Annotated in this window: 26 protein-coding genes; 13 read left to right on the top strand and 13 right to left on the bottom strand. The window is 72.6% G+C overall.

The window, feature by feature from the left end:
• Window positions 1-5: 5 nt before the first annotated feature.
• The gene (locus tag BJ993_RS01435; RefSeq protein WP_179647472.1) at window positions 6-602 is read left to right on the top strand and encodes a hypothetical protein; all 597 of its coding nucleotides are present in this window, start codon (window positions 6-8) and stop codon (window positions 600-602) included.
• Window positions 603-853: 251 nt separating this feature from the next.
• Entirely contained in the window at window positions 854-1,204 is a 351-nt protein-coding gene (locus tag BJ993_RS01430) for a hypothetical protein (protein ID WP_179647471.1), read from the top strand.
• A gap of 18 nt (window positions 1,205-1,222) precedes the next feature.
• On the opposite strand, the gene BJ993_RS01425 is transcribed toward BJ993_RS01430, so the two are convergent.
• Window positions 1,223-2,266, bottom strand: coding sequence for a lipase family alpha/beta hydrolase (locus BJ993_RS01425; protein WP_179647470.1), 1,044 nt, complete (start codon window positions 2,264-2,266; stop codon window positions 1,223-1,225).
• Window positions 2,267-2,318: 52 nt separating this feature from the next.
• Window positions 2,319-3,131 (bottom strand): ion transporter, encoded by an 813-nt coding sequence (locus BJ993_RS01420; protein WP_179647469.1) that lies wholly within the window; start codon window positions 3,129-3,131, stop codon window positions 2,319-2,321.
• A 17-nt stretch (window positions 3,132-3,148) separates the two neighbouring features.
• On the opposite strand from BJ993_RS01420, the gene recO reads away from it, so the two are divergent.
• The 3 genes from recO (at window position 3,149) to BJ993_RS01405 (ending at window position 5,467) form a co-directional block, all read left to right on the top strand.
• A complete protein-coding gene (gene recO, locus BJ993_RS01415; RefSeq protein ID WP_036546441.1) occupies window positions 3,149-3,901 on the top strand; it encodes a DNA repair protein RecO in 753 nt (250 codons plus the stop codon).
• 13 nt (window positions 3,902-3,914) lie between these two features.
• Window positions 3,915-4,736 carry an isoprenyl transferase gene (locus BJ993_RS01410; protein ID WP_179647468.1) on the top strand — a complete coding sequence of 274 codons (822 nt, stop codon included), beginning with the start codon at window positions 3,915-3,917 and terminating at the stop codon, window positions 4,734-4,736.
• Window positions 4,737-4,888: 152 nt separating this feature from the next.
• Complete coding sequence (locus BJ993_RS01405) at window positions 4,889-5,467, top strand: hypothetical protein (RefSeq protein WP_179647467.1); 579 nt, start codon at window positions 4,889-4,891, stop codon at window positions 5,465-5,467.
• Window positions 5,468-5,560: 93 nt separating this feature from the next.
• Here BJ993_RS01405 and BJ993_RS01400 read toward each other — a convergent pair whose 3' ends face one another.
• The 5 genes from BJ993_RS01400 to BJ993_RS01380 all read right to left on the bottom strand — a co-directional run bounded on the left by BJ993_RS01400 (window position 5,561) and on the right by BJ993_RS01380 (window position 11,201).
• The gene (locus BJ993_RS01400) at window positions 5,561-6,565 is read right to left on the bottom strand and encodes a metal ABC transporter permease (protein ID WP_036546435.1); all 1,005 of its coding nucleotides are present in this window, start codon (window positions 6,563-6,565) and stop codon (window positions 5,561-5,563) included.
• Window positions 6,562-7,386 (bottom strand): metal ABC transporter ATP-binding protein, encoded by an 825-nt coding sequence (locus BJ993_RS01395; RefSeq protein ID WP_036546928.1) that lies wholly within the window; start codon window positions 7,384-7,386, stop codon window positions 6,562-6,564. The genes BJ993_RS01400 and BJ993_RS01395 overlap by 4 nt, the downstream gene beginning before the upstream one ends.
• Window positions 7,383-8,336 carry a metal ABC transporter substrate-binding protein gene (locus BJ993_RS01390; RefSeq protein WP_218864580.1) on the bottom strand — a complete coding sequence of 318 codons (954 nt, stop codon included), beginning with the start codon at window positions 8,334-8,336 and terminating at the stop codon, window positions 7,383-7,385. Before BJ993_RS01390 ends, BJ993_RS01395 begins: the two co-directional genes overlap by 4 nt.
• A gap of 64 nt (window positions 8,337-8,400) precedes the next feature.
• Window positions 8,401-8,970: a TetR/AcrR family transcriptional regulator gene (locus BJ993_RS01385; RefSeq protein ID WP_218864579.1), complete on the bottom strand. Its 570-nt coding sequence runs from the start codon at window positions 8,968-8,970 to the stop codon at window positions 8,401-8,403.
• The gene (locus tag BJ993_RS01380; protein WP_179647465.1) at window positions 8,967-11,201 is read right to left on the bottom strand and encodes a molybdopterin-dependent oxidoreductase; all 2,235 of its coding nucleotides are present in this window, start codon (window positions 11,199-11,201) and stop codon (window positions 8,967-8,969) included. Before BJ993_RS01380 ends, BJ993_RS01385 begins: the two co-directional genes overlap by 4 nt.
• A gap of 95 nt (window positions 11,202-11,296) precedes the next feature.
• Between BJ993_RS01380 and BJ993_RS01375 the strand changes: the two genes are divergently transcribed.
• The 5 genes from BJ993_RS01375 to BJ993_RS01355 all read left to right on the top strand — a co-directional run bounded on the left by BJ993_RS01375 (window position 11,297) and on the right by BJ993_RS01355 (window position 16,007).
• Entirely contained in the window at window positions 11,297-11,608 is a 312-nt protein-coding gene (locus tag BJ993_RS01375) for an antibiotic biosynthesis monooxygenase family protein (protein WP_179647464.1), read from the top strand.
• 85 nt (window positions 11,609-11,693) lie between these two features.
• Entirely contained in the window at window positions 11,694-13,091 is a 1,398-nt protein-coding gene (locus BJ993_RS01370) for a glycine--tRNA ligase (protein ID WP_036546424.1), read from the top strand.
• Window positions 13,085-13,885, top strand: coding sequence for a hypothetical protein (locus BJ993_RS01365; RefSeq protein WP_179647463.1), 801 nt, complete (start codon window positions 13,085-13,087; stop codon window positions 13,883-13,885). Before BJ993_RS01370 ends, BJ993_RS01365 begins: the two co-directional genes overlap by 7 nt.
• Window positions 13,882-15,024, top strand: coding sequence for a tRNA dihydrouridine synthase DusB (gene dusB / locus BJ993_RS01360; protein WP_179647462.1), 1,143 nt, complete (start codon window positions 13,882-13,884; stop codon window positions 15,022-15,024). Before BJ993_RS01365 ends, dusB begins: the two co-directional genes overlap by 4 nt.
• 131 nt (window positions 15,025-15,155) lie before the next feature.
• On the top strand, window positions 15,156-16,007 hold the full coding sequence (locus tag BJ993_RS01355; RefSeq protein ID WP_179647461.1) for a VldE C-terminal domain-containing protein: 852 nt from the start codon (window positions 15,156-15,158) through the stop codon (window positions 16,005-16,007).
• 45 nt (window positions 16,008-16,052) lie between these two features.
• On the opposite strand, the gene BJ993_RS01350 is transcribed toward BJ993_RS01355, so the two are convergent.
• From BJ993_RS01350 to BJ993_RS01335, 4 genes are all read right to left on the bottom strand, one after another.
• Window positions 16,053-16,544 carry a DUF5994 family protein gene (locus BJ993_RS01350; RefSeq protein WP_179647460.1) on the bottom strand — a complete coding sequence of 164 codons (492 nt, stop codon included), beginning with the start codon at window positions 16,542-16,544 and terminating at the stop codon, window positions 16,053-16,055.
• 60 nt (window positions 16,545-16,604) lie between these two features.
• Complete coding sequence (locus tag BJ993_RS01345) at window positions 16,605-16,988, bottom strand: DUF5994 family protein (RefSeq protein WP_179647459.1); 384 nt, start codon at window positions 16,986-16,988, stop codon at window positions 16,605-16,607.
• Between the two features lie 98 nt (window positions 16,989-17,086).
• Window positions 17,087-17,281, bottom strand: coding sequence for a hypothetical protein (locus BJ993_RS01340; RefSeq protein ID WP_036546414.1), 195 nt, complete (start codon window positions 17,279-17,281; stop codon window positions 17,087-17,089).
• Between the two features lie 71 nt (window positions 17,282-17,352).
• Window positions 17,353-18,366 (bottom strand): hypothetical protein, encoded by a 1,014-nt coding sequence (locus BJ993_RS01335; RefSeq protein WP_179647458.1) that lies wholly within the window; start codon window positions 18,364-18,366, stop codon window positions 17,353-17,355.
• Between the two features lie 40 nt (window positions 18,367-18,406).
• Here BJ993_RS01335 and BJ993_RS01330 point away from each other — a divergent pair, with 40 nt between their 5' ends.
• Window positions 18,407-19,639 (top strand): deoxyguanosinetriphosphate triphosphohydrolase, encoded by a 1,233-nt coding sequence (locus BJ993_RS01330; RefSeq protein ID WP_308645440.1) that lies wholly within the window; start codon window positions 18,407-18,409, stop codon window positions 19,637-19,639.
• 195 nt (window positions 19,640-19,834) lie between these two features.
• Here the strand turns inward: BJ993_RS01330 and BJ993_RS01325 are convergent, their stop codons facing one another.
• Window positions 19,835-20,761 (bottom strand): choice-of-anchor P family protein, encoded by a 927-nt coding sequence (locus BJ993_RS01325; protein ID WP_036546407.1) that lies wholly within the window; start codon window positions 20,759-20,761, stop codon window positions 19,835-19,837.
• A 51-nt stretch (window positions 20,762-20,812) separates the two neighbouring features.
• Window positions 20,813-21,625 carry a L,D-transpeptidase gene (gene ldt-CoaP, locus BJ993_RS01320; protein ID WP_036546404.1) on the bottom strand — a complete coding sequence of 271 codons (813 nt, stop codon included), beginning with the start codon at window positions 21,623-21,625 and terminating at the stop codon, window positions 20,813-20,815.
• A 212-nt stretch (window positions 21,626-21,837) separates the two neighbouring features.
• On the opposite strand from ldt-CoaP, the gene dnaG reads away from it, so the two are divergent.
• Window positions 21,838-23,742, top strand: a complete 1,905-nt coding sequence (gene dnaG, locus BJ993_RS01315) for a DNA primase (protein ID WP_179647456.1) — start codon at window positions 21,838-21,840, stop codon at window positions 23,740-23,742.
• Window positions 23,739-24,203, top strand: coding sequence for a hypothetical protein (locus tag BJ993_RS01310; protein ID WP_051932325.1), 465 nt, complete (start codon window positions 23,739-23,741; stop codon window positions 24,201-24,203). The genes dnaG and BJ993_RS01310 overlap by 4 nt, the downstream gene beginning before the upstream one ends.
• Window positions 24,204-24,249: the final 46 nt, after the last annotated feature.

The raw sequence follows: 24,249 nt of genomic DNA, 5'->3' as shown, positions 1-24,249 counted from the left end.
CCACGATGCAGGGAACCGCGCTGCACCGCGCGCTCGCGGTGCTGGTCCTCGCCGGCGCGCTGCTCGTCACCTCGGCGGGCGTCGCGTCCGCCGAGAACTGGTCGCTCGCCGACCCCAAGGGTGACGTCGCGTCGATGACGCTCGACGACTACGAGGACGGCAACGCCCCGACGCCCTCCCCGGACCGGAGGATCGGCGACGTGTGGCGGACGTCGATCGGCCACACGTCGCGCAACGTGGTCGTCCGGATCACCATGCAGCAGGTGCCGCGGGGGGACTGGTCGGCGTTCGCCCACATCGTGACCCCGCGGGCGCAGTTCTTCGTGATCCAGTCGAAGTACGAGGACTACCGCCAGCTGATGCTGCTCAAGGCCAGTGGCCGCGGCGGCGTGGTCAAGTGCCGGGCCAAGTCCTCGCGGATCATCGGCAGCGCCCTCGTGCTGACGATCGCCCGCAGCTGCCTCGGCCGGCCCGCGTCGGTGCGGGTCGGAGCCCAGGTCAGCGTGTACGACGCCGACACCGAGACCGTCCACATGGACGACGCACTGCGCCGCGGCTGGAGCGACGTGCCCCGCCTCTCGCCGCGCATCCGTCGCGGCTGAGCCCGACCATGAAGGGAGCCTCGATGACCATCTTCAGCCGACTCCTCGTGACGTGTTGCGTCACGGTTGCCCTCGTCTGTGCGTCCGCAGCGGGTGCCCACGCGGCGTCCTGGACGCATCGCGACGCTGCGCGCGACGTCGTCAAGGTCGTCCAGGATGGCGAGGTGCGTCCGGTTCCGGACCGGCGTGCCGGTGACATCAGGACTGTCGTGGCACGACACCTGAGCACGACAGTCGTCGTTCGGTTCACCATGGCCACGCCCCTGCCGCGCGGTCGCTGGTACTTCTCGATGAACGTCGACACGCGAGCGCAGACCTACGGGATCTATGTCAGCGGTCGCGGTGGGGCCGCGGACCGACCGGCGTTCTCCCGGCAGGGACCTGGCGGTGACGACGCCGTCTGCCGGCGGCTGCGCGTCGTCGTGGACCAATCGTCGTCGTCGGTGAAGGTGGTCGTCCCGCGGGCGTGCATCGGACGGCCGCGCGTGGTGAGGGTGGCCTTGGACCTTGCGACCTACGTGGGCGACACGACCTACCAGGACGACGGACTGCAGCGAGCTGCCTTCGGCAATGTGTACTCGCCGTTCCTGCGCCGCGGCTGACGCCCGCCGCACGCTGCCTCAGCAGCCGGCGGCGTACACGTAGCAGCGGAGCGCGGGCTCCTTCTTCAGCAGGGGCGCGCCGCTGAGGGTCACGCTCGGGACCACGGTCAGCAGCAGGTTCGGCAGCGCGGTGAGGATCGGCGCGAAGCCGGCGACGTCCGCGGGGTCGATCCCGGGCATGTACAGCTGCGAGCACCACTTCCGGTCGACCCGGGAGGCCCGTGCCGGCCCGTCGTGGGTGAGCGCGTCCATCACGATCGCGTACGTCGCCGGGCTGACCGTCCCGGTCATCACGTGCTCGTAGGGGTCGAGCGGGCAGACGTCCTGGACCCGGACGTTCACGATCCGGCCGGCGCCGGTCGTCAGGCCGGAGGACGGCGGCGGGACGACGACCTCGTCGAGCATCGTGTAGACGTTCGTGTAGTCGATGCCGGCGAAGGTCTCGGCCCGGCTGTTGAGCGCCTTCATGAACGCCGATCCGGCCCGCTGCTGCCACACCGCGGGCACGCACGTCGTCAGCCCGGTGATGCAGCCGGCCAGCACGGTGGTGCCGTGGTTGGACGGCGCCATGCCGATCACCTCGGCGACCTTGGCGCGGGTGTCGGGCCAGAACCGCAGCGCCCAGCGTCCGCTCATGCCGCCCTGGCTGTGGCCGAGGATCGCGATCCTCCGGCCGGTGCGCGCGTACATGCGCCGGATCGCGTTGACGAGGTACTCGCCGGCCACCTGGATGTCGCCGAAGGTGTGGTACGGCATCGTGACCGTGCAGTGGTAGCGGCGCTGCTTCGTGAAGACCTTGGCCCAGTTCCACGAGTAGTTCTCCTCCGGCGTCACGCTGGTCGCCGGGTTGAGCAGGACGGGCCGTGGCCCCGCCTTCGGGTCGCCGTGGCACTGCAGCGCCGCGTCGAGGGTGGCTGCCGGCACGGTCAGCCGCGGCCCCGGCCGGTCGAGCGGCGCGTACGACGGCGAGGTGGTGTCGGCCCGCGCCGGGGCCGGCGCCAGGGTGGCCCCGGCGGTGAGCGAGGCGGTGAGCAGGAGCAGGCAGGTCAGCAGGCGGCGCACACCACGACAACTCGGCGTACGACCGGCGCGTTACGACGTCCGGCGCCGACCGTCAGCGGCCGACCTTCTCCGGCTGCAGCCGCATCTCCTCGTGCATCCGCTCGCGCACGTTGCCGCGCAGCTGGACCGCGGACTCGCGGATCGCGTCCGAGATCAGCTCGTGCACCCGGGGGTCGGCGAGCCCGCCCTGCAGGATCCGCAGGACCGTGTCGCTCACCAGCCGCACGATGTCGTCGTGGAAGGGGACGAACCTCAACCGGCCGGCGGCCTGGTCCTCCCGGATCAGCTCCACGATGAGCGCATCGAGCTCGGCCCGGTTCTCCTCGATCGCCGCGGAGACGTGCTCGGCGTAGTTGCCGGTCTGGACGACGGCGATCACCTCGTCGAGCACCGCCACCGTGACCGGTCGCTTGATGATGTTGACGATCGTCTCGGTGAACCTGCCGACGATGTAGGCCGTGGCGCGGTCGCCGAAGGCCCGGTCGGCGGCGCGGCCGAGGCGGGCGAGGATGATCACCACCCGCAGCAGCCGGAACGAGCGGAAGGCCGGGTCGGAGAGCGGCACCATGCCGAGGACCTCGTACCAGTACGAGCGCAGGAACCGCCAGCCCATGCCGGAGCGCCGCCAGCGCCACACGAACTCGACGGCGAAGATCGCGCAGATCGCGTAGTCGAGGTGGACCACGCGCTCGTGCACCTCGGGGTCGACGTCCCAGAAGGTGATCCACACCAGCAGGCCCACCGACACGATGGCGAGCAGCAGCATCAGCCAGTCGACGAAGGTCACCGGAGGCGCCGCCGGCTTGCCCGGTCGACGAGGAGGTCCGTTGCCGTGCGGGGTGGCGGCGGCGTCCAGTGCGCTCATGGGCGCAGAATAGGAGAGTGGTCCTCTACCGTGACGAAGCGATCGTGCTGCGCACCCACAAGCTGGGCGAGGCCGACCGCATCATCACGCTGCTGACCCGCGACAACGGCCGGATCCGCGCGGTGGCCAAGGGCGTGCGTCGTACGACGTCGCGGTGGGGCTCGCGGCTCGAGCCGTTCACCCACGTGGACCTCCAGCTCGCCGAGGGCCGCAACCTCGACACCGTCACCCAGGCCGAGACCCGCGGAGCGTACGCCGCCCCGATCGGCTTCGACTACGAGCGCTACACCGCCGGCACGGCGATGCTCGAGACCGCCGAGCGGCTGGTGGTCGAGGAGCGCGAGCCGGCGCGCCAGCAGTTCGCGCTGCTGCTCGGCGGGCTGAACGCGATGGCGGGCGGCCAGCGCTCGCCCGGCCACGTGCTCGACTCCTACCTGCTGCGGGCGCTCGCGATCGCCGGCTACGCGCCGGCCTTCGTCGACTGTGCCCACTGCGGCCGGCCGCCGGTCACCGCGACCGGCGAGCTGGTCAGCCACCGCTGGTTCAACCCGTCGATGGGCGGCGTGCTGTGCTCGACCTGCCGCATCCCGGGCTCGGCCTCGCCGGCCCCGGAGACCCTCACCCTGCTGGGCGCCCTGCTGGCGGGGGACTGGACGGTGATCGAGGCCGCCGAGCCGCGCCACGTGAAGGAGGCCACCGGCCTGGTCGCCGCCTTCGTGCAGTGGCAGCTGGAGCGGGGGCTCCGGTCGCTGGCCTACGTCGAGCGCTGACAGACTGGCACCCGTGAGTCGCTCCTCCCGTCGTACCCGTGCCGCCGCGGCGGCCGCACGTCCCGAGCCGCTGCCGCCGACCCCGCACCCCTCGGGCGCGACGCCGCCGCCGCTCCCTCCGGAGCTGGTGCCGAACCACGTCGCGATCGTGATGGACGGCAACGGCCGGTGGGCCAAGGAGCGTGGCCTGCCGCGCACGCGCGGTCACGAGGAGGGCGAGTCCAGCCTGTTCGACGTGGTCGAGGGCGCCATCGAGATCGGCGTGAAGGCGGTCTCGGCGTACGCCTTCTCGACGGAGAACTGGTCGCGCAGCCCCGACGAGGTGAAGTTCCTGATGGGCTTCAACCGCGACGTCGTACGCCGCCGCCGCGAGGAGATGCACGAGCGCGGCATCCGGGTCCGGTGGGCGGGCCGCGCCCCGAAGCTCTGGAAGTCGGTCATCGACGAGCTCCGCACGACCGAGGAGCTCACGAAGCACAACGACGTCCTCACCCTGACGATGTGCGTCAACTACGGCGGGCGCTCCGAGCTGGGCGACGCGGCCCGGGCGCTGGCCCGCGACGTCGCGGCCGGCCGGGTCAACCCGGAGCGGGTCGACGATCGCACGCTGGGGCGCTACCTCTACGTGCCGGAGCTGGCCGACGCCGACCTGATCTGGCGCACGTCGGGGGAGCAGCGGCTCTCGAACTTCATGCTCTACCAGGCGGCGTACGCGGAGTTCGTCTTCAGCGACGTGCTCTGGCCCGACGTCGACCGGCGGCACCTGTGGGCGGCGATCGACGAGTACGCCCGGCGGGACCGCCGCTACGGCGGCGCCGTGCCCAACCCGACCTGACGCCTGGCTCCCAGGGGGCTTCCACGGACTGGACGCCCCCTCGCCACATCAGAGAACCCTCACTAGTTTTCGGGTACTCGTTGGGCCCGCCATGGGGATGCACGGCGCCGGACGCGCCGGGCATGGGCTCGGACCCAGGGAGGGAGACCCAGATGATCCGTGCTGCAGTGAAGCTGCTGCTCGCACTCACGCTCACGCTCGGAGGTGTGGCCACGGTGGCCGCGCCGACCCCGGCGCAGGCCGCGGCGACCGCGGCCGCCGACTGCTCGGCGACCGCCGCCCGCGTCGCCGTCTTCACCGACCGGCTCGCCGACGTCCGGGCCCGGCACACCCGTGCCGTCAACCGGACCCGGGAGCTGCGTCGTACCGTCACCAGGCTGCAGCGCAGCGTCGACGCGCACCGCACCCAGCGCAAGGTCCGCAAGCTCCGCCACGCCCGTGCCGAGCTGCGGGCCAGCCAGGCCCGGGTGCGCACCATCGGCGGCATCGCCAACCGGACCCGCGACAACCTCGTCGCGGCCCGCATCGCGCACCGCCTCTGCACCGCCTCGCCGGAGGAGGCCGAGACCGAGCTGCTCGACATCCTCGACCTGCTCGGGCTCTCGCCCCTGCTGGAGATGATCGGCCTGCCGGCCCTGCTGCAGTCGCTCGGCGTCGTCGACCTGCTCGACTCGCTCGGCCTCGCCGACATCCTCGAGAACCTCGGCCTCGGCAGCCTGATCGGTCGCTGAGGTTCGCCACGCACCTACCGGACTCGTCGTCGCCCGCTGCTCCTGGCGACGAATCCGGTAGGTGCGTGGCTCCTCGGGTGCGGAGCGGACCGGCTAGTGCTCGTCGTAGTGGGCGCCGTGCGCGGCGTGCCGGTGCCCGTCGTGCACGTAGTCCACGTGGTCGTCGTGGGGCACGGCGAGGTGGCCGCAGCCCGGTCCGTGGTCGTGCGGGTGCTCGGCGCAGGCCTCGTGCTCGGGGAGCTCCCCGGCGGGGAAGGGCTCGCGCAGCCGCGCACGGTGGCGGGTCCAGATCCCGATCGGCCAGGCCACGATGTAGCAGGCGAGGGCCAGCAGGACGATCGTCGGGCCCGGCGCCACCGTGGCCTTGTACGACGCGAAGGTGGCCACCACGAGGCCGCCCACCGAGGCCAGCGTGCCCAGCGCCATGGCGGCGGCGATGGTGGTGCGGAAGGAACGGGTCAGCTGCTGCGAGGTGGCGACCGGCACCACCATCAGCGCGGAGACCAGGAGCAGGCCGACCGTGCGCATCGCGACGGTGACGCTGACCGCGGCGAGCACGGCCACGAGCACGTTGTAGGCGCGCACCCGTAGCCCGGCCACGCGCGCGAACTCCTGGTCCTGGGCGACGGCGAACAGCTGGGGGGCGAGGCCCACGCACAGGCCGACGACCGTGATCGCGAGGACCATCGTGAGGATGAGGTCGTCGACCGAGATGGTGGTCAGCGAGCCGAAGAGGTAGCGGTTGAGCGACGCGGCGCTCTCGCCGCCGAGGCCGGTGAGGAAGATGCCGCTCGCCAGGCCGCCGTAGAAGAGCAGGGCGAGCGCGACGTCGCCGTTGGTCTGGCCGCGCTCGCGGATGATCTCGATCAGGACCGAGCCGATCACCGCGACGATGACGGCGAGCCACACCGGCGAGGTGCCGGTGAGCAGGCCCAGGGCGACGCCGGTGACCGCGACGTGGCCGATGCCGTCGCCCATCAGGGCGAGCCGGCGCTGGACCAGGAAGGTGCCGATCGCCGGGGCGGCGAGCCCGGTCAGCAGGGCCGCGATCAGCGCCCGCTGCATGAAGGGGAGTGCGAACAGCTCGGCGGGGCTCATCGCGCCTCGCCCCCGATCCGGTCGACGGGGGAGGCGACCCCGGGCACGTGGTCGGCGCGGGCGGCACCGGTGCCGTGGTGATGGTGGTGGGTGTGCGGCTCGCCGAGCCACGGCTGGTGCACCTCGTGGTCGCGCAGCGGCGCGCCGTCGTACACGACCCGGCCGTCGCGCATCACGACCGCACGGTCGACGAGGCGGGCCAGCGGGCCGAGCTCGTGGGCGACCAGGACGATTGTCGCGCCCCGCTCCTTGAGCCGCGCGAGCGTGTCGGCGAGGACCTGCTGGTTGGGCAGGTCGACGCCGGCGGTCGGCTCGTCGAGGAAGAACAGGTCGGGCTCCCCGGCGAGCGCGCGGGCGATGAGCACGCGCTGCTGCTGGCCGCCGGACAGGTTGCTCACCGCGTCACGGCGGCGGTCGGCGAGGCCGACGATCTCCAGCGCGTCCTCGATCGCGGCCCGGTCGGCGCGGGACAGGGGACGCAGCAGCTTGCGGCGGGTGAGCCGGCCCGCGGCCACGACCTCCCAGACCGACGCCGGGACGCCGGCGGCCGCCGTGGCGCGCTGGGGGACGAAGCCGACGCGGAACCACTCGTCGTACGACGCCAGCGGGGTGCCGAAGAGGCGCACCTCCCCGGCGACGAGCGGCCGGAGGCCGACCAGGCTGCGGACGAGGGTGGACTTGCCGGAGCCGTTGGCGCCCATCAGGGCGACGAACTCGCCGGGCTCGACGGTGAGGTCGATCCCGCGCAGCACGGGACGGCCGCCGAGGGCGACCGTCCCCCCGCTGATGGAGACCGCGCTGAAGGAGTCCGCGCTCGTCATCGGCACCCGTTGGCAGCCTGCAGGGCGGACAGGTTCGACTTCATCAGGGACAGGTAGTCCTCGCCCGAGGTCGCGTCGGACAGGCCCTCGACCGGGTCGAGGACGCCGTTGGTCAGGCCGAGGTCGGAGGCGATGCCCTCGCCGAGCGCGGGCTTGAGCGGCTCGCTGAACACCGTGGTGATGCCCTCCTCCTTGATCAGGTCCTGCAGCTCCCCGAGCACGGCGGCCGTCGGCTCGGCGTCGGGGGAGAGGCCGACGATCGGGGCGATGTGCAGGCCGTACTTCTCGAGGTACCCGAACGCGTCGTGCGACACGACGATGGTGTCACGCTCGCAGTCGGCGAGGCCAGTGGCGTACGACGCGTCGAGGGCCTCGAGGTCCTTGCGCAGCGCCGCTGCGTTCGACGTGTAGGTGTCGGCGTGGTCCTCGTCGAGGGAGGCGAGCTCGGCGGCGACCGCGTCGGCGACGTCGGCGACCCGCACCGGGTCCTGCCAGAAGTGCGGGTCGAGGCTGCCGTGGTCGTGCTCGTGCTCGTCCTCGCCGGCGTGCTCCTCGTGCTCCTCGGCGGACTCGTCGACGGGCAGGAGGTCGGCGAGCCCGGCGACGTCGAGGGTGTCGCCCTGCGCGTTCTGCGCGATCGTGTCGTCCACGGCGGGCTGGAAGCCGGCCTCGTAGACGACGAGGTCGGCCTCGGCCACCTGAGCGGTCTTCGCGACGTCGAGCTCGAGGTCGTGGGGCTCCGAGCCGGGGCTGGTCAGCAGCTCGACGTCGGCGCCGGTGCCCTCGGTGACCCGCTCGGTCAGCCAGGCCAGCGGGTAGAAGGCCGCGGCGACGGTCGGGCCGCCGCCCGAGCCACCGCTCGACTCGCCGCCACCCTCGCTGAACGCCGAGCAGCCGGAGGCCAGCAGGGCGGCGGTGGACAGCAGGGCGAGACCGGAAGTGAAGCGCATGAGAATCATTCTCATCCGCTCGTGGTCGGCGGTCAAGTCGGCGCGATCCTGTCCCGAGGCGCGATCAGGCCAGGGTGCGGGCGAGCTCCCGTCCGACGGCCCGTAAGGGTGCGTCGGTACGACGCGCGCGGCTGACCAGCAGGGCGCCCTCGACCGCGCTGACGACCAGCGCCGCGCGGTCCGCCGCCTCGTCGGCCGCCAGGCCGCGCCCGCGCATCGCACCGGCGAGCAGGTCCTCCCACTGGCCGAACGCGGCGCCCGCCGCGTCCCGCGCGCCGGCCGTGTCGTCCGGCGCCAGTGCCGCGGCGGCGACCGGGCAGCCGGCCGCGAAGTCGCTGCCGAGCAGTACGCCGGACCAGTGGTCGACGAGCAGGTCGACCGTCGCGACCGGGTCGGCGCTGTCGACCAGCTCGCCCAGCAGCCGCGCGATGAAGTCGCCCGCACGCCGGGTCGCCTCGCGCGCCAGCTCGTCCTTGCCGCCGGGGAAGTGGTGGTAGATCGAGCCCCGTGGGGCCCTGCTGTGCGCCACCACGTCGCGCAGCGAGGTCGCCGCGACGCCGCGCTCGCGGAACAGGACGATCGCGCTGTCGACCATGGCGTCCCGTGGGGAGCGGGTCGGACGGCGGGTGCTCACACGCGCTCCAGCCGGGCCGGGACGTACTTGTGCCACGGGGTGCCCGCGATCGGGTCGCGGTGGTGCAGCGAGGTCAGCTCGTTGGGCGCGACGCCGGGCGTCCCGTCCGGGTGGGCGACGCCGAGCCCGTTCGGGAGCGACACATGGCCCTGTTGGAGGGTGTCGGTCACCTCGACGACCGCGACCGCGCTGCCGCGCTCGGTCACCACGCGCAGCGTGTCGCCGTCGCGCACGCTCAGCGCCCAGGCGTCGTCGGTGCTGATCCGCAGCGCACCACCGGCGTCGCGGCGCCGCCAGGAGGGATCGCGGATGATCGTGTTGGCGGTGAACGCGCGCCGCTCGCCCGCCGACAGCACGAACGGGAACTCCTCGGTCGTCCACGAGCTCTGCTCCGACGCGAGGCCACGCAGCCGGTCGAGGAGCTCCGGGATCTCCAGCGTGAAGCGGCGGTCGGGTCGTCGTACGTAGTCCCAGGCGTGGTCGTGGTCGTCGCGGGTGAACACCACGGCCTCGCCGGTGAGGATTCGCTCGAAGAGGGCGTTGCCGGGCTCGAAGCCGGTGCCCGTGAAGCCGGCGCGGGCGACCGACGCGGGCTGGTTCATCGCGCACAGCTGCGCCACGCCCCACAGGGCCGCGGTGCCGCGGGCGTCGCCGAGCGTGGGCCCGAGCGTCTCGTAGAGCACGTGCCCGGCGAGGCCCATCAGCCGCGGGTCGGCGCCGACGGCGGCGAAGAAGGCCTCGGCGTACGACGCCAGGCCGGCCTCGGCCGCCTCCCGGAGCGGCTCCAGCGCAGCCTCGTCCACGACGCCGAGCGCGCGCACGACGCGGGCGTAGATCTCCGGCTCGGGCAGGGTTCCGGGCAGCGGGTCCATGAGCGGGGCGCGCAGGTGGAAGACGTTCTCCGGGAAGTCGACGTTGAAGAAGGTGCACTCCCACTTCTCGAACTGGGTGGCGGCGGGCAGCACGTAGTCGGCCTCGAGCGCGGTCTCGGTCATCGCGATGTCGATGACGACGCTGAGGTCCAGCCTGCGCATCGCGCGCCGGAACCCGGCGGAGTCCGCCAGCGAGTGGGCCGGGTTGACGCTGTCGACCCACATCGCGCGGAACCGGTCGGGGTGGTGGGTGTCGATCTCCTCGGCGATCGAGTTGCAGGGCACCAGCCCGGAGATGATCCGCGCGCCGGTCACCGGCGTCGTCCTCGAGCCGCCGCCCCCGCCGCCGCCCGCCAGGGCCGCGAACGTCGAGTGCAGGAACATCCCGCCCCGCTTGGCGAAGTTGCCGGTGAGGATCCACAGCATCTTGTTGAGGTAGGAGCTCAGCGTGCTGTGCGGCGCCTGCTGGATGCCGAGGTCCTCGTAGGTGCACACGCTCTCCGCGGCGGCGATCCGCCGGGCCGTGGTGCGGATCAGCTCCTCGTCGACGCCGCAGCGCCGCGCGAAGTCGGCCACGTCGATCTCCCGGTACGCCGCCAGCACCGGCTCGGCTCCCGTCGTGTGGTCGGCCACGAAGGCGTGGTCGAGGAGGTCCTCCTGCACGAGGACGGCGCCGAGCGCGGCGAGGCACCAGGCGTCGGTGCCGGGCCGGACCTGCAGGTGGATGTCGGCCATGGCGGCCGTCTCGCTGCGCCGCGGGTCGATGACGACCATCGTGCGGTCGGGGTCGGCGGCCATCTCCTTGAGCACCGGGCGGGCGCGCGGGAAGGAGTGCGACTGCCAGGGGTTCTTGCCGACGAACACCACGACCTCGGCGTGCTCGAAGTCGCCCTTCGTGTGGCCGCCGTAGAGCCGCCCGTCGACGTACATCTCGCCGGTCTTCTCCTGCGCGAGCGCGTTGGAGCGGTAGCGGACCCCGAGCGCGGCCTGCAGGGCCTGCCCGTAGCCGCCGCCGAGGTGGTTGCCCTGGCCGCCGCCCCCGTAGAAGAAGATCTTGTCGCCGCCGTGCTCGTCGCGGATGGCTGCCAGGCGCTGCGCGATCTCGGCGATCGCGGTGTCCCAGTCGATCTCCTCGTAGGAGCCGTCCGCGCGCCGGCGCAGCGGACTGGTCAGCCGCGGCGTGCCGTTCTGGTAGCGGTCCAGGCGCAGCGGCTTCTCGCAGGTGTAGCCCGCGGAGGAGGGGTGGGACTTGTCGCCGCGGATCCGCACCAGCTGCCGGTCCTCGACCTGCACCTCGATCCCGCAGTTGCACTCGCAGAGGATGCAGGCGGTCTTGCGCCAGGTGGGCGTGGTGGTCATCGGGGACTCCTGCCGGAGGTGGTTATGACAGGTGTCATAGTCATGGGGTCCGCGGCCGTGCGTCAAGGGCCGGCCGGCTGCGTAGAGTTCGCCCCGTGCTCGTCGTGAACAGGTTCCGGGCCGGGGACGACCCCGCCTCCCTCCGTGCCGATCTCGAGCTCGTGCACGGGCTGCTCGCCGACAAGCCCGGGTACGTCGCCGGCTGGATCGGCCGCAACCTCGACGACCCCGCCCTGTGGACGCTGACCACGCGCTGGGAGAACGTCGGCGCCTACCGGCGGGCCCTGTCGTCGTACGAGCTCAAGCTCCAGATGCCCGTGCTGATGCGGGCGATCGACGAGCCGAGCGCCTACGAGGTCGTCGAGCCGAATGCGGTGCTGAATGTCGCGGAGCCTCGCGTAACCTAGGAGTTCGCTCCCGCGAGCATCCAGAGAAGCACCCAGACACGTCACGCCCGACAGCCAGCCGGGCTCGTCCCATAAAGGATTCCCAGTGGCCAAGCCGCCCCCGTCCACCGTCGACCACGTCGTCTCCCTCGCGAAGCGCCGAGGCTTCGTCTACCCCTGTGGAGAGATCTACGGCGGCACCCGCTCGGCCTGGGACTACGGCCCGCTCGGCGTGGAGCTCAAGGAGAACATCAAGCGCCAGTGGTGGCGCTCGATGGTGCAGAGCCGCGACGACGTCGTCGGCCTCGACTCCAGCGTGATCCTCCCGCGTCAGACCTGGGAGGCCTCCGGCCACGTCGCGACCTTCACCGACCCGCTGACCGAGTGCCAGTCGTGCCACAAGCGCTTCCGTGCCGACCACCTGCAGGAGGCGGTCGCGGAGAAGAAGGGGATCGACGACCCCGACGACGTGCCGATGTCGGAGATCGCGTGCCCCAATTGCGGCACCCGCGGCGCCTGGACCGAGCCGCGCCAGTTCTCCGGCCTGCTCAAGACCTACCTCGGCGTCATCGAGGACGAGTCGGGCCTGCACTACCTGCGCCCCGAGACCGCGCAGGGCATCTTCCTCAACTTCGCCAACGTGGTGACCTCGCAGCGGATGAAGCCCCCGTTCGGCATCGCCCAGATCGGCAAGAGCTTCCGCAACGAGATCACGCCGGGCAACTTCATCTTCCGCACCCGCGAGTTCGAGCAGATGGAGATGGAGTTCTTCGTCAAGCCGGGTGAGGACGAGGAGTGGCACCAGTACTGGATCGACACCCGCACGAAGTGGTACACCGACCTCGGCATCAACCCCGACAACCTGCGCCACTACGAGCACGCCAAGGAGAAGCTGTCGCACTACTCGAAGCGCACCGTCGACATCGAGTACCGCTTCAACTTCGCCGGCTCCGAGTGGGGTGAGCTCGAGGGCATCGCCAACCGCACCGACTTCGACCTGTCGACCCACGCCGAGCACTCGGGCAAGGACCTGTCCTACTTCGACCAGGCCAACAACACCCGCTACGTGCCCTACGTCATCGAGCCGGCAGCCGGTCTCTCGCGCAGCCTGATGACCTTCCTCGTCGACGCGTACGCCGAGGACGAGGCGCCCAACACGAAGGGCGGCGTCGACAAGCGCACCGTGCTGCGCCTCGACCCGCGCCTGTCGCCGGTCAAGGTCGCGGTGCTGCCGCTGAGCCGCAACGAGGACCTCACCCCGCGGGCGAAGGCCGTCGCGACCGAGCTCCGCGCGCTGTGGAACGTCGAGTTCGACGACTCCGGCGCCATCGGCAAGCGCTACCGCCGCCAGGACGAGATCGGCACGCCCTTCTGCGTCACGGTCGACTTCGACACCCTCGACGACCAGGCCGTCACGGTCCGTGACCGGGACACCATGTCCCAGGAGCGGGTGGCGCTCGACAAGCTCACCACCTACTTCGCCGAGCGGCTCGTCGGATGCTGAGGCGCACCCGGCCGGCCCGCGCCGTCGTCGCTGCGGGCCTCGCGCTCGTGGTGGCCGGCGGGCTGGCCGGGTGCGGCTCGGACGACGGCAAGGACGCCGGCGACAAGGCCTCGCCGAGTCCGTCGGAGAGCTCCACTGGCCCGGCGTCGTACCTCCCGGTGCCGGAGGGGGTCACCCTCACCGAGCCGGGCACCGCGCTCGCGCTGGGCGAGGAGGGCGTGATCGCCTTCGAGCGGCGCCAGGACGAGATCGGCGTGCTCTCGGTCGTGGTGGAGCGGATCGAGCGGACGTCCTTCCAGGAGTCCTTCCCGGGGTGGAACGTCGACGACACGACCGCCGCCCGCACGCCGTACTTCGTGCGGCTGAAGGTCACCAACGCCGGTGACACCGACCTGGGCGGCCTGCGGCTCGACAACGTGCTGTGGGCCGACGACGGCAACAACCTCGAGGCGCCGAACTACTACACCGCCGCGCAGCTGCCGGCGTGCGACGGTGCGGCGCTGCCCACGCCCTTCGCGACCGCCGCCACCGCCGAGCTGTGCCAGGTCTACTTCATCGCCCCGGCCCACTCCTTCGAGAGCGTGTCCTTCCCGCCCTACGGCGGCCTGGACGCGGTCACGTGGAGCGGTCCGATCAGCAAGGTGACCAAGCCCGCCAAGCCCGGCAAGGGTGGCAAGGGTGGCAAGAAGGGCGGGGCGAAGCCGTCCGGCAGCGCCACCCCGTCCGGCAGCGCCAGCCCGTCCGGCAGCGCCACCCCCTCGTCGTCGGCGACCGGCTCGCCGTCCGCGTCGTGACCGGCCTGCGCCTGGGCACCCTCGAGGTGCCCACGCCCGTCGTGCTGGCGCCGATGGCGGGCATCACCAACGCCGCCTACCGGCGGCTGTGCGCCGAGCACGGCGCCGGCCTCTACGTCTGCGAGATGATCACCAGCCGCGGATTGGTCGAGGGCGACGAGACCACCAAGCGGATGCTGGTCTTCGACGAGCTCGAGACGGTCCGCTCCGTCCAGCTCTACGGCACCGACCCGACCTACGTCGGCCAGGCCACCAAGATCCTCTGCGAGGAGTACGGCGTCGCCCACGTCGACCTCAACTTCGGCTGCCCCGTCCCCAAGGTCACCCGCAAGGGCGGCGGCGGTGCGCTCCCGTGGAAGCGCAACCTGCTCGGCCGGATCCTCGAGGAGGCCGTCGCCGCAGCCGCGCCGTACGACGTCCCGGTCACCATGAAGACCCGCAAGGGCCTCGACGACGACCACCTGACCTACCTCGACGCGGGTCGGATCGCGCAGGAGAGCGGCGTGGCCGCGATCGCGCTGCACGGGCGCACGGTCGCGCAGGCCTACTCCGGCCAGGCCGACTGGGACGCCATCGCCGAGCTCGTCGCCCACGTCGACATCCCCGTCCTCGGCAACGGCGACATCTGGGAGGCCGCCGACGCCGTCCGGATGGTCGAGCAGACCGGTGCCGCCGGCGTCGTCGTCGGCCGCGGCTGCCTCGGCCGACCCTGGCTGTTCCGCGACCTCGCCGCGGCGTTCGCGGACGGCGGCCCCGGCGAGACCACCCTGCCCAACCTCGGCGAGGTGCGCGCGATGATGCGCCGCCACGCCGAGCTGCTCTGCGAGCACATGGGGGAGGAGCGCGGCTGCAAGGAGTTCCGCAAGCACGTCACCTGGTACCTCAAGGGCTTCCGCGCGGGCGGCGAGCTGCGCCGCTCGCTCGGCCTCGTCGACTCGCTGGCGGCGCTCGACGACCTGCTCGCCGTCCTCGACCCGGACGAGCCGTTCCCCGCCTCCGAGCTGGGCGCGCCGCGCGGGCGGCAGGGCGCGCCGCGCCACAAGGTGGTCCTCCCGGAGGGCTGGCTCGACGACACCGACGGCCTGGGAGAGGACGGCTGCGGGCTGCTCGAGGACGTCAGCGAGACCACCGGCGGGTGACCGGCCTCACGCCCGGACGACCCTTCTCCAATTGATTGAACACTTGACCGGTGTGCTTCACTCACACGATGCCCTGGTCCCGGCTAGGGTCCTCGGGATGCATCTGTAAGCGACAGCAAAGGAATCAGCGCGTGGCCACCAGCCACAAGCGGGAAACCGCGCGACGTACACCGCGAGCCGCCTTCCTGGCCGGCTCGCTGGCCGTCCTGGCGACCGGTGCGGCCGTGTCCGCCGGAGTGATGAGCTCCCCGGCCCCCGACAACGACCTGATCGCGATCGACAGCAGCGCGCCCGTCGCGGGATCGGTGCGGGACGCCTCGCGCGACCTGCCGGTCCTCTCGCGCAGCAGCGACCGCTCCGCCGACGCGATCGGCAGCAAGCTCGACCGACTCCTGTCCACGACCGCGACCGCCAAGGCCGTCGCCGCCGCCGACACCAAGCGGTGGACCACCGACGCCCTCAACCTCTGGACGCGCCCCGACAAGGCCGGCAAGAAGGTCGGCGAGGTCGACGAGGGCGAGAAGGTCCTCGTCACCGGCCGCAAGTACGGCGAGCGGGTCGAGATCGTCCTCGAGGGCACGTCCCGCTGGGTGACGGCTGGCCACCTCTCCGACGAGAAGCCGCTGAGCATCGCGGCGTCCTGCACCAACGGCACGAGCGTGCCGGCCGGGGTCAGCCCCAACATCAAGAAGGTCCACCAGGCCGTCTGCGCCAACTTCCCCGAGGTGTCGACCTACGGCACCTTCCGCGGCGACGGCGAGCACGCCCAGGGCATCGCGGTCGACATCATGACGTCCGGCGCCCGAGGCTGGGAGATCGCCGAGTTCGTCCGCGCCAACTACGCCGCGCTGGGCGTCAGCTACGTCATCTACTCGCAGAAGATCTGGTCGGTCGAGCGTTCCGGCGAGGGCTGGCGGGGCATGCCGGACCGTGGTTCGACGACCGCCAACCACTACGACCACGTGCACGTCACGACGTACTGACCCGTCGGCCGACCCGTGGGCCGGCCACGGGTCGCCACGGTCGGATCAGGCGTGTCCGCCGTCGTCGTCCCAGTGGTCGGTCGGGTCCTGCGCCGGCTGGTCGCGCACCTCGGCGAGCAGCTCGCCCGCGGCGTGGGCGTTCCTGCGGGTGGATGCCGCGAGCAGGGCCTCCTCGCCCTGCTGGCTGGTGAAGCCGGGCGGGACGACCAGGATCCGGAGCCGGCTGCGGTCCGTGAGGGCGACCGTCATCAGGTGGGTGTCGTCGCCCGGGAACGAACCGACCTTCACGTAGCCCCGCGCGACGGGCACCCGGCGCGGGGCCGGATCCCAGTCGGGTGGCGAGAACAGGGCGCGTGCCACGGGAGCGCGGTCGCCCGGGAAGTGGTCGACCAGGTCCGCGAGCTCGACGGCGAGGTCGCGGCTCTGCGGCCACCACGCCCCGTCGAGCACATTGCGCGGATCGGGCTCGGCGAGACGGACCCGGAGCGGGACCCTCGCGTCGGTGGCGGGCTGGGCAGGGATGTTCGACGTCGTCATGACGTCCGCCTCTCGACCGGTTCTGGCGTCCGACGGACGCACGGTGCCGGCCATTCACCCTCAGCCTACGCTGCCACCAAGCGACTGCTCGCCCCGCCAGCTGATCCCGAGCGCCACGATGCCACCTCCGGTGACCCGCACCAGCACGAGACCGGTGCCGCGGCTGGCCCCCATGTAGCCCACCTTGATCCGCCCGTGGCGGGTGAAGACCTCTGTCACGAGCACGTCGTCCCAGTCCGGTGGTGCGTAGACCAGCCGGTCGATGCGGCCGCGGTCGGTGGGGAAGCCGTCGACCAGGTGCGCCGCCTCGCGGGTGAGGTTGTGGCTGTACGGCGCCCACCACCCGCCGAGGCGGCCCTCGTCGAAGTGGGGCGACAGCTGCAGGCGCAGGGTTCCGAGCGGCGCGGCGTAGCGATGGGGGTAGATGGATTCGCGGGCAGCCATGGTGGCGCCTTCTTTCGTCGCGGCCGCGGACACGATGCGGCTGCAGCGTGGCGTCGACCTGCCTCGATCCTACGTCGGCGCCGGTCCGAGCCGGCCGCCTAGAGGTAGAACGCCGAGGTCTCGAGCGCCACGCAGGCGGCCAGCACCCAGCAGGCGGAGATCGCGGTGCACAGGCCCAGGAGCCGGTCGACCGCCTTGATGGGCGGTCCGGGCGCGACCACGACGCGCCACGCGCTGAGTCCGACGGCGATCGCGAAGACGGCCGCGGCCTGTCCGAGCTCGATCACGTGCACGGCTGCCTCCACTCGTCACGACGGTTGCTTGCGGGATCAACGAGCGGGCCGCCCCGGGGCGACGGGCGGATCTACGGCAGCAGCACGTAGGGCCCACCGGACGCGTCGACCGCACGCCACGCGGTCGCCCGCTCGGCCCGGCCGTCGAGGTGGAGCCGGACGACGGCGACCCGGCCGGCGTCGTACTCGAGGGCGAGGAGGGTGCGCTCGCTCTCCCAGGTGACCGACCACGCCTCGACCTCCGCAGCAAGGTCGATGGTGACGGCCGTCGACCCGTCGCGGCTGCGCAGCACGACCAGCCGGTCGTCGCGGAACGCCACCACCCGGCCCCCGGCGGGGCTGAAGCCGATCAGGTCGCCCTCCGCGACGCGCCACAGGGGCGTGCCGTCGGGCCGCAGCACGCGGTCGGTCCGGTCGCCGCGACCGCCGAGCACCAGCGAACGGCGGGTGCTGGTGTCGCGGGCGTGGTCGATCCCCGGGATGCGCCGGGGCGTGCCGGCGAGGTCGCTGACCCACACGCCGCCGGCGAAGCCGAGCTGGTAGACCACGTCGTGGCCCAGGAAGCCGACGACGCTCACCAGCCCCGCGGCCACCGGCACCACGACCTCGCCGCCGCCCGAGGCCCGGGAGCGGTGGATCGCACCGGCCGTCGTGTCGCCCGACTCCAGGCACAGCGTGGTGGCCCACGCGACGTAGCGGCGGTCGGCCGACGTCGCCGGTACCCCGCTCGAGCAGCCGAGCGACGCCACCCACCGCCCGTTGCGGACCCGGGCCAGGCCGACCGTGCCCTCGAAGATCCTCGCGTCGGCGACGAGCAGGCCGTCGTCGTACACGACGGCGCCGGTGACGCCGCGGCGCCCGCCCGGGAGGCGCAACCGGCGGTCGGGGGCGACGTACCACCGACCGGCGACGTACGGGACCCGCGGCGGCGCACCCACCGGGAGCGGTGGGGCGGCCGCGGTGGGGGACGGGCCGTCCGGCGCACCCGGCACGGCGGTGGGCAGGGCCGCGGGTGCGCACGCGGAGAGCAGGGAGAGGCCGCACACGGCGGCGGCGACGAACCGGGGCATGCCGGTGCGACGCACCACCGCACCGTCCGGTTGTCCTGTCGATAGGGTCGCGGGCGTGGACCAGGTCGAGCGGCTGTACGACGCCGCGGCGCGCGAGCGGATCGTCCCCGAGCCGCCCAAGCGGGTCGAGGCGCCGGAGCGGTTGCCGTTCGAGCGCGACCGCGCCCGGGTCGTCCACGCCGCGTCGTCGCGCCGCCTCGCCGCGAAGACCCAGGTGGTCGGCCCGCAGAGCGACGACTTCGTCCGCAACCGGCTGACGCACAGCCTCGAGGTCGCCCAGATCGCCCGCGACCTCTCCCGCGCCCTCGGCACGCACCCGGACATCACCGAGACCGCCGCACTGGCGCACGACCTCGGACACCCGCCCTTCGGCCACAACGGGGAGCGGGCGCTCGCCGTGCTGGCGGCCGACTGCGGTGGCTTCGAGGGCAACGCCCAGACCCTGCGCCTGCTGACCCGGCTGGAGGCGAAGACCGCCGACGCGGCGGGGGAGTCCGTCGGCCTCAACCTCACCCGCGCGACCCTCGACGCCTGCACGAAGTACCCCTGGGGGGTCGACGAGGCCGGTGCCGACGGCAAGTTCGGCGTGTACGACGCCGACCGCGCCGCCTTCGACTGGCTGCGCCGGGGCGCGCCCGCCCGCCGCAAGTGCGTCGAGGCGCAGGTGATGGACCTCGCCGACGACGTGGCCTACTCGGTCCACGACGTGGAGGACGGCGTCGTCGCCGGCAAGGTCGACCTGACCCGCCTCGACACGGCGGCCGTGTGGGAGACCGTGCGCGCGTGGTACCTCCCCGACGCGACCGACGCCGCGCTCGACGAGGTCCTCGCCCGGCTGCGGGCCGTGGGCAGCTGGCCCGGGGCGTCGTACGACGGGAGGCGGGCCTCGCTCGCCGCGCTGAAGAACCTGACGAGCGACCTGATCGGGCGCTTCTGCGGCGCGGTGCAGGAGGCGACCTTCGCGGCGGCCGACGGACCGTTCGCGCGCTACGCGGCCGGCCTCGTCGTCCCGGAGGAGACCTGGGCCGAGATCACCGTGCTCAAGGGGATCGCCGCGCACTACGTCATGCAGGACGCCGGCCGGGTCGCGCTGCAGGAGCGCCAGCGCGAGCTGCTCGCCGAGCTGGTCGAGGTGCTCCTCCGCGACGAGGGCGCGGGTCTCGACGCGACCTTCGCCGCCGACTGGGCCGACGCGCCCGACGACCTCGCCCGGACCCGGGTGGTCATCGACCAGGTCGCCTCGCTCACCGACGCCAGCGCCGTCGCCTGGCACCAGCGCCTGACCTGAGAGGTGGTCGAGGAGGCCGCGCAGCACCCCCGCCGGTGGTCGAGGAGGTCGCGCAGCGACCGTCACGAGACCCGGTGAGTCGACAGCCACGACGCTGCTGCCTCATCTCGCAGCGGGGCCGTGAAAAACGACCGACCGGCCACGACCGGGAGGTCGTGGCCGGTCAGTGACCGACAAGCTGGAGTCGGGAGAGGGTCAGCCGGTGACCGGGACGTGCGACTCGACCGGGGTCGGGGTCGGCGCGTCGGACGGGTCGGTCTCCTCGTCGCTGGTGACCTCGCCACAGGTGGCGGAGGCGACGACCAGGTCGACTTGGCCCAGCAGGTTGACGTGCAGCGCGTTGACGGTGAAGGTGCCGTCGGCGTTGGAGATCTGCTCGTTGGCGGTGATGGTGAGCAGGCCCGGGATCTCGACCTTGGCGTTGGGCTCGTCCACGTCGATGTCGACGGGCAGGCCGAGGGCGCTGAGGTCGGTGATCGTGGTGGTGCCGGTGTCACCGGTGCACTCGGCGATCACGGCGTCGGCGCCGACCAGCTGGTCGTCACCGGCGAGCACGTCGCAGAGGCCGCCGAGCTGGAGGTCGGTGAGCTCGGACAGGTCGAGCGCGCCCAGCAGGCTCAGGTCGAGCGGGGTGCCGTCGGTGGCGTCGCTGATGTCGTCGAGCAGGTCGCCGATCTGCGGCAGCAGGGTGCCGAGCAGGGCGTCGTTGATCTGGCCGGTGACCGGGTCGAGCGCGCCGGCGATCTGGTCGCAGGCGTCGCCCAGCGGGCCGGTGAGCTCCGCGGGGAGCTGGGCCAGGAGGCCGTCGCCGACGCCGAGGTCGGTGACGCTCGAGCTCGCCTTGCCGTTCTCGGCGCTGACGTTGATGACGCCACCGCTCGCGACCGGGTTGTCCGGCAGGCCGATGAGCGAGTCCTTGACCAGCGTGCCGTCGGTGGACTCGACCGCGATCGTGTCCTCGCCGATGACCGCGTTGTCCGCGATGCTCAGCGCGATGCCGTAGGCGGACGACGGCTCACCCGCGGCGGTGGCGGTACCGCCACCGAGCACGGCGAACGACGCGGCCCCCGTCACCAGCACGACCGCGCCGGCGGCCGAGGCCAGGGTCCTTGTCTTCTTCATGGGTTTCCCTTCATCTTCATCTTGTCGGCAGAGCGAGTCTGGGGGTTCCGGTCAGGCCTTGTCGACCATCACGGGCGTTCCGGTCGGGACGGTGCGCAGGAGGGCGAGGGCGTCATCGGGCACCCGCACGCATCCGTGGCTGACCGACTGGCCGAAGACCGAGGGGTCCGTCCAGCCGTGCAGGGCGACGGTCCCGGGGCCGCCGCCGTACGAGTCGAGGGTGTCGCTGTGGCTGCCGAGCGGCAGGATCACGGGGGAGAAGGGCTGCTTCTCGTCGGTGATCTGGCCGAGCACGAAGGTGCGTCCGGTCGGCGTCGGCGTGCCCGGCGCGCCGATGGCCACCGACCAGGTCCCGATCAGACGGCCGTCCTCGATCAGCTGCAGCTCGTGCGAGCCGAGGTGCACCTCGACCCGGAAGCGGCTGTGCGCCTCCTGCACGTCGCCCGAGCGCAGCCAGCCGGTCGAGCCGTTCGGCTTCGACGGCAGCAGGACCTGCACCCAGTCGCGGTTGCGGGTGATGACCGGCAGCCACGTGTCGCCGAACTGCTTCGGCGCGATCTTCGCGAAGGCGGTCCCGTCCGGCTCGTCGTACAGCGGGAGCATCCGCTTCGGATGGACCACGGTGCCCTTCGGCACCTTCGTGGGTCGCGGGTCCTTCGGCGCGGCCTTGATCGTCGTCTTCGTGGAGCTGGCGCGCAGCTTGCTGAGGTCGACCTTCTCGGAGGCCGTCGTGGGCGGAGCCGCCGGCGAGGGGTCCTTGTCGTCGGTGTCCCGGAAGACCACGAACAGGACGGCGATCACGAGGAGCGCGATGACGACGGGCAGGGCCGACGTCGCGCGTGCGCGCGCAGACGACTGCTCCATGCTCGGTCCCTCCCCGCATGCCCATTCCTGGCTCCCACTGTCCCGGTTCCCACACCGCTCCCGTCTGGGAAACGAACCACTGGGACGTAGGTCACGCCGAGAATAACGATCGGTCCGCTGTATTTGGTGGACCGTCTCCGGAGATGGACGCCGTGGCACCGACCCGGAGACGGATCGGTGGCCCGCGAGGGCCCGTCAGTAGGATTCCCCGCATGGTGGGACGGATCCGTGACGAGGACATCGCCGCGGTCCGGGAACGCGTGCGGATCGACGAGGTCGTGTCCGGCTACGTCACGCTCCGCAACGCCGGCGGCGGCTCGATGAAGGGCCTGTGCCCCTTCCACGACGAGAAGTCGCCCTCCTTCCACGTGACGCCGAGTCGTGGGTTCTTCCACTGCTTCGGCTGCCAGGAGGGCGGCGACGTCTTCACCTTCCTGATGAAGATCGACGGGCTGAGCTTCGGCGAGGCGGTCGAGCGGATGGCCGACAAGTACGGCGTCCAGCTGCGCCGCGACGAGAGCGGGTACGACGACCGCCCGAAGGGTCCCCAGCGCCGTCGCCTGGTCGAGGCCCATGCGGTGGCGCAGGAGTTCTACGCCGAGCAGCTGGGGACGCCGGACGCGCTCCAGGCGCGGCAGTTCCTCGCCGAGCGGGGCTTCGACCAGAACGCCGCGCTGCACTTCGGCGTGGGGTTCGCGCCCCGGGACGGGGAGGCGCTGTGGCGCCACCTCAGCGGCCGCAAGTTCACCTCCGAGGAGGCGATCGCGGCCGGCCTGGTCGCGATGGGCCGCTCGATGTACGACAAGTTCCGCGGCCGGCTGCTGTGGCCGATCCGCGAGACCAACGGCGACACGATCGGCTTCGGCGCGCGCCGGATCTTCGACGACGACCGGATCGAGGCGAAGTACCTCAACACCGGCGAGACGGCGATCTACAAGAAGAGCCACGTCCTCTACGGCATCGACCTGGCCCGCAAGCCGATCGCGCTGAGCTCCCAGGCCGTCATCGTCGAGGGCTACACCGACGTGATGGCCTGCCACCTCGCCGGGGTCACGACGGCCGTCGCCACCTGTGGCACCGCCTTCGGCGACGACCACGCCCGGGTGCTGCGCCGCTTCCTCGACGACCACGCCGAGCTGCGCAGCGAGGTCGTGTTCACCTTCGACGGCGACGAGGCGGGCCAGAAGGCCGCGCTGCGCACGTTCGAGGGCGACCAGCGCTTCGTGGCGCAGACCTATGTCGCGGTCGCGCCCGAGGGCATGGACCCCTGCGAGCTGCGGATCAAGGAGGGCGACGCCGCGGTCCGCGAGCTGGTCGCCACCCGCCGCCCGCTCTACCGCTTCGTGCTCGACAACGTCGTCGGCCGCTACGACCTCGACCGCGCCGACAGTCGGGTCGACGCGCTGCGCGCCGGTGCCCGGCTGGTGGCGAGCGTGCGCGACAGGTCGAAGGTCGACGCCTTCGCCCGCGAGCTCGCCGGCATGGTCGGCGTCGACATCGAGCAGGCCCGTGCCGAGGTACGCCGCGCCGCCGCCCGGGGCAACGCGCCCGACCGCAACGCCCCGCGCGACCGCGACCGTGACCGCGTCCAGGCGGGCGCTCCCCAGGCGCCCGCGCCCCGCAGCAACCTCCCCGACCTGCGCGACCCCCGGTTCGGCATCGAGCGCGAGACCCTCAAGCTCGTGCTCCAGCACCCGGTCGCGATCGGCCGCACCAGCGCCGACATCGGCGCCAACGACTTCACCCACCCGACCTACCGCGCGGTCTGGGAGCTCGTCGCGGCGGCGGGCGGCGCCGTGGCCGGCCAGAACGACCCCGGCTGGGTGTCGAAGGTCCGCGAAGGGGCCTCCGACCCGGCGGTGTCCTCGCTCGTGAGCGCGCTCGCGGTCGAGCCGATCCCGGTCAACAAGGACATCGACGCCGGCTATGTCGCGACCCACCTCTTCCGGCTCCAGGAGCTGACCGCGCTGCGCCGCATCGACGAGGTCAAGTCGCGCCTGCAGCGCACCAACCCGGTCGAGAACGAGACCGAGTTCAACCGCATGTTCGGCGAGCTGGCCGCCCTCGAGCAGGCCCGCCGCACGCTGCGGGAGAAGATCGTGGGCTCGGCCGAGTGAGGCTGTTCGCGCGGCGCTCGCCGATCGACGTCGGCCCGGGGGAGCGGCTGCTCGCCTCCTCCGGCGAGGTGGGCGGCACCCGCGACGCGCTCTACCTGCCGCAGCGGCTGCCGTGGGAGCAGGTCGCGAGCGCCGACTGGGACCAGGAGGCGCGGACGCTGACCGTCACCGAGGTCGGCCGCTTCGGCGAGGCGCAGCCCGTGCACGTCGTACGGCTGGAGGAGGCGGGGCGGCTGCTGCAGCTCGTCAGGGAGCGGGTGACGGCGAGCATCGCGCTCCAGCGCCACGTCCCGGTCGCGGACCGCAGGTCCGTGCGCGTCCTCGCCCGGCAGGCGCCGGGACGCCGCGGCGAGCTGGCCTGGTTCGTCGAGTACGACGCCGGGCTGGACCCGGAGGACCCCGCCGTCGACGAGGTCGTCCAGGCGGCGCTGGCGGCGGCCCGCGCCGACCTCGGCGCCTGAGCCCGGATCCGGCCTGAACCGGCCCTCGATTTCGGCCGGTCGGCCG

This window comes from Nocardioides aromaticivorans, from assembly GCF_013408525.1.
Taxonomy (GTDB): Bacteria; Actinomycetota; Actinomycetes; order Propionibacteriales; family Nocardioidaceae; genus Nocardioides; species Nocardioides aromaticivorans.
The sequence above is the reverse complement of the archived record's forward strand: the minus strand, read 5'-3'. Positions and strand labels throughout refer to the sequence as shown.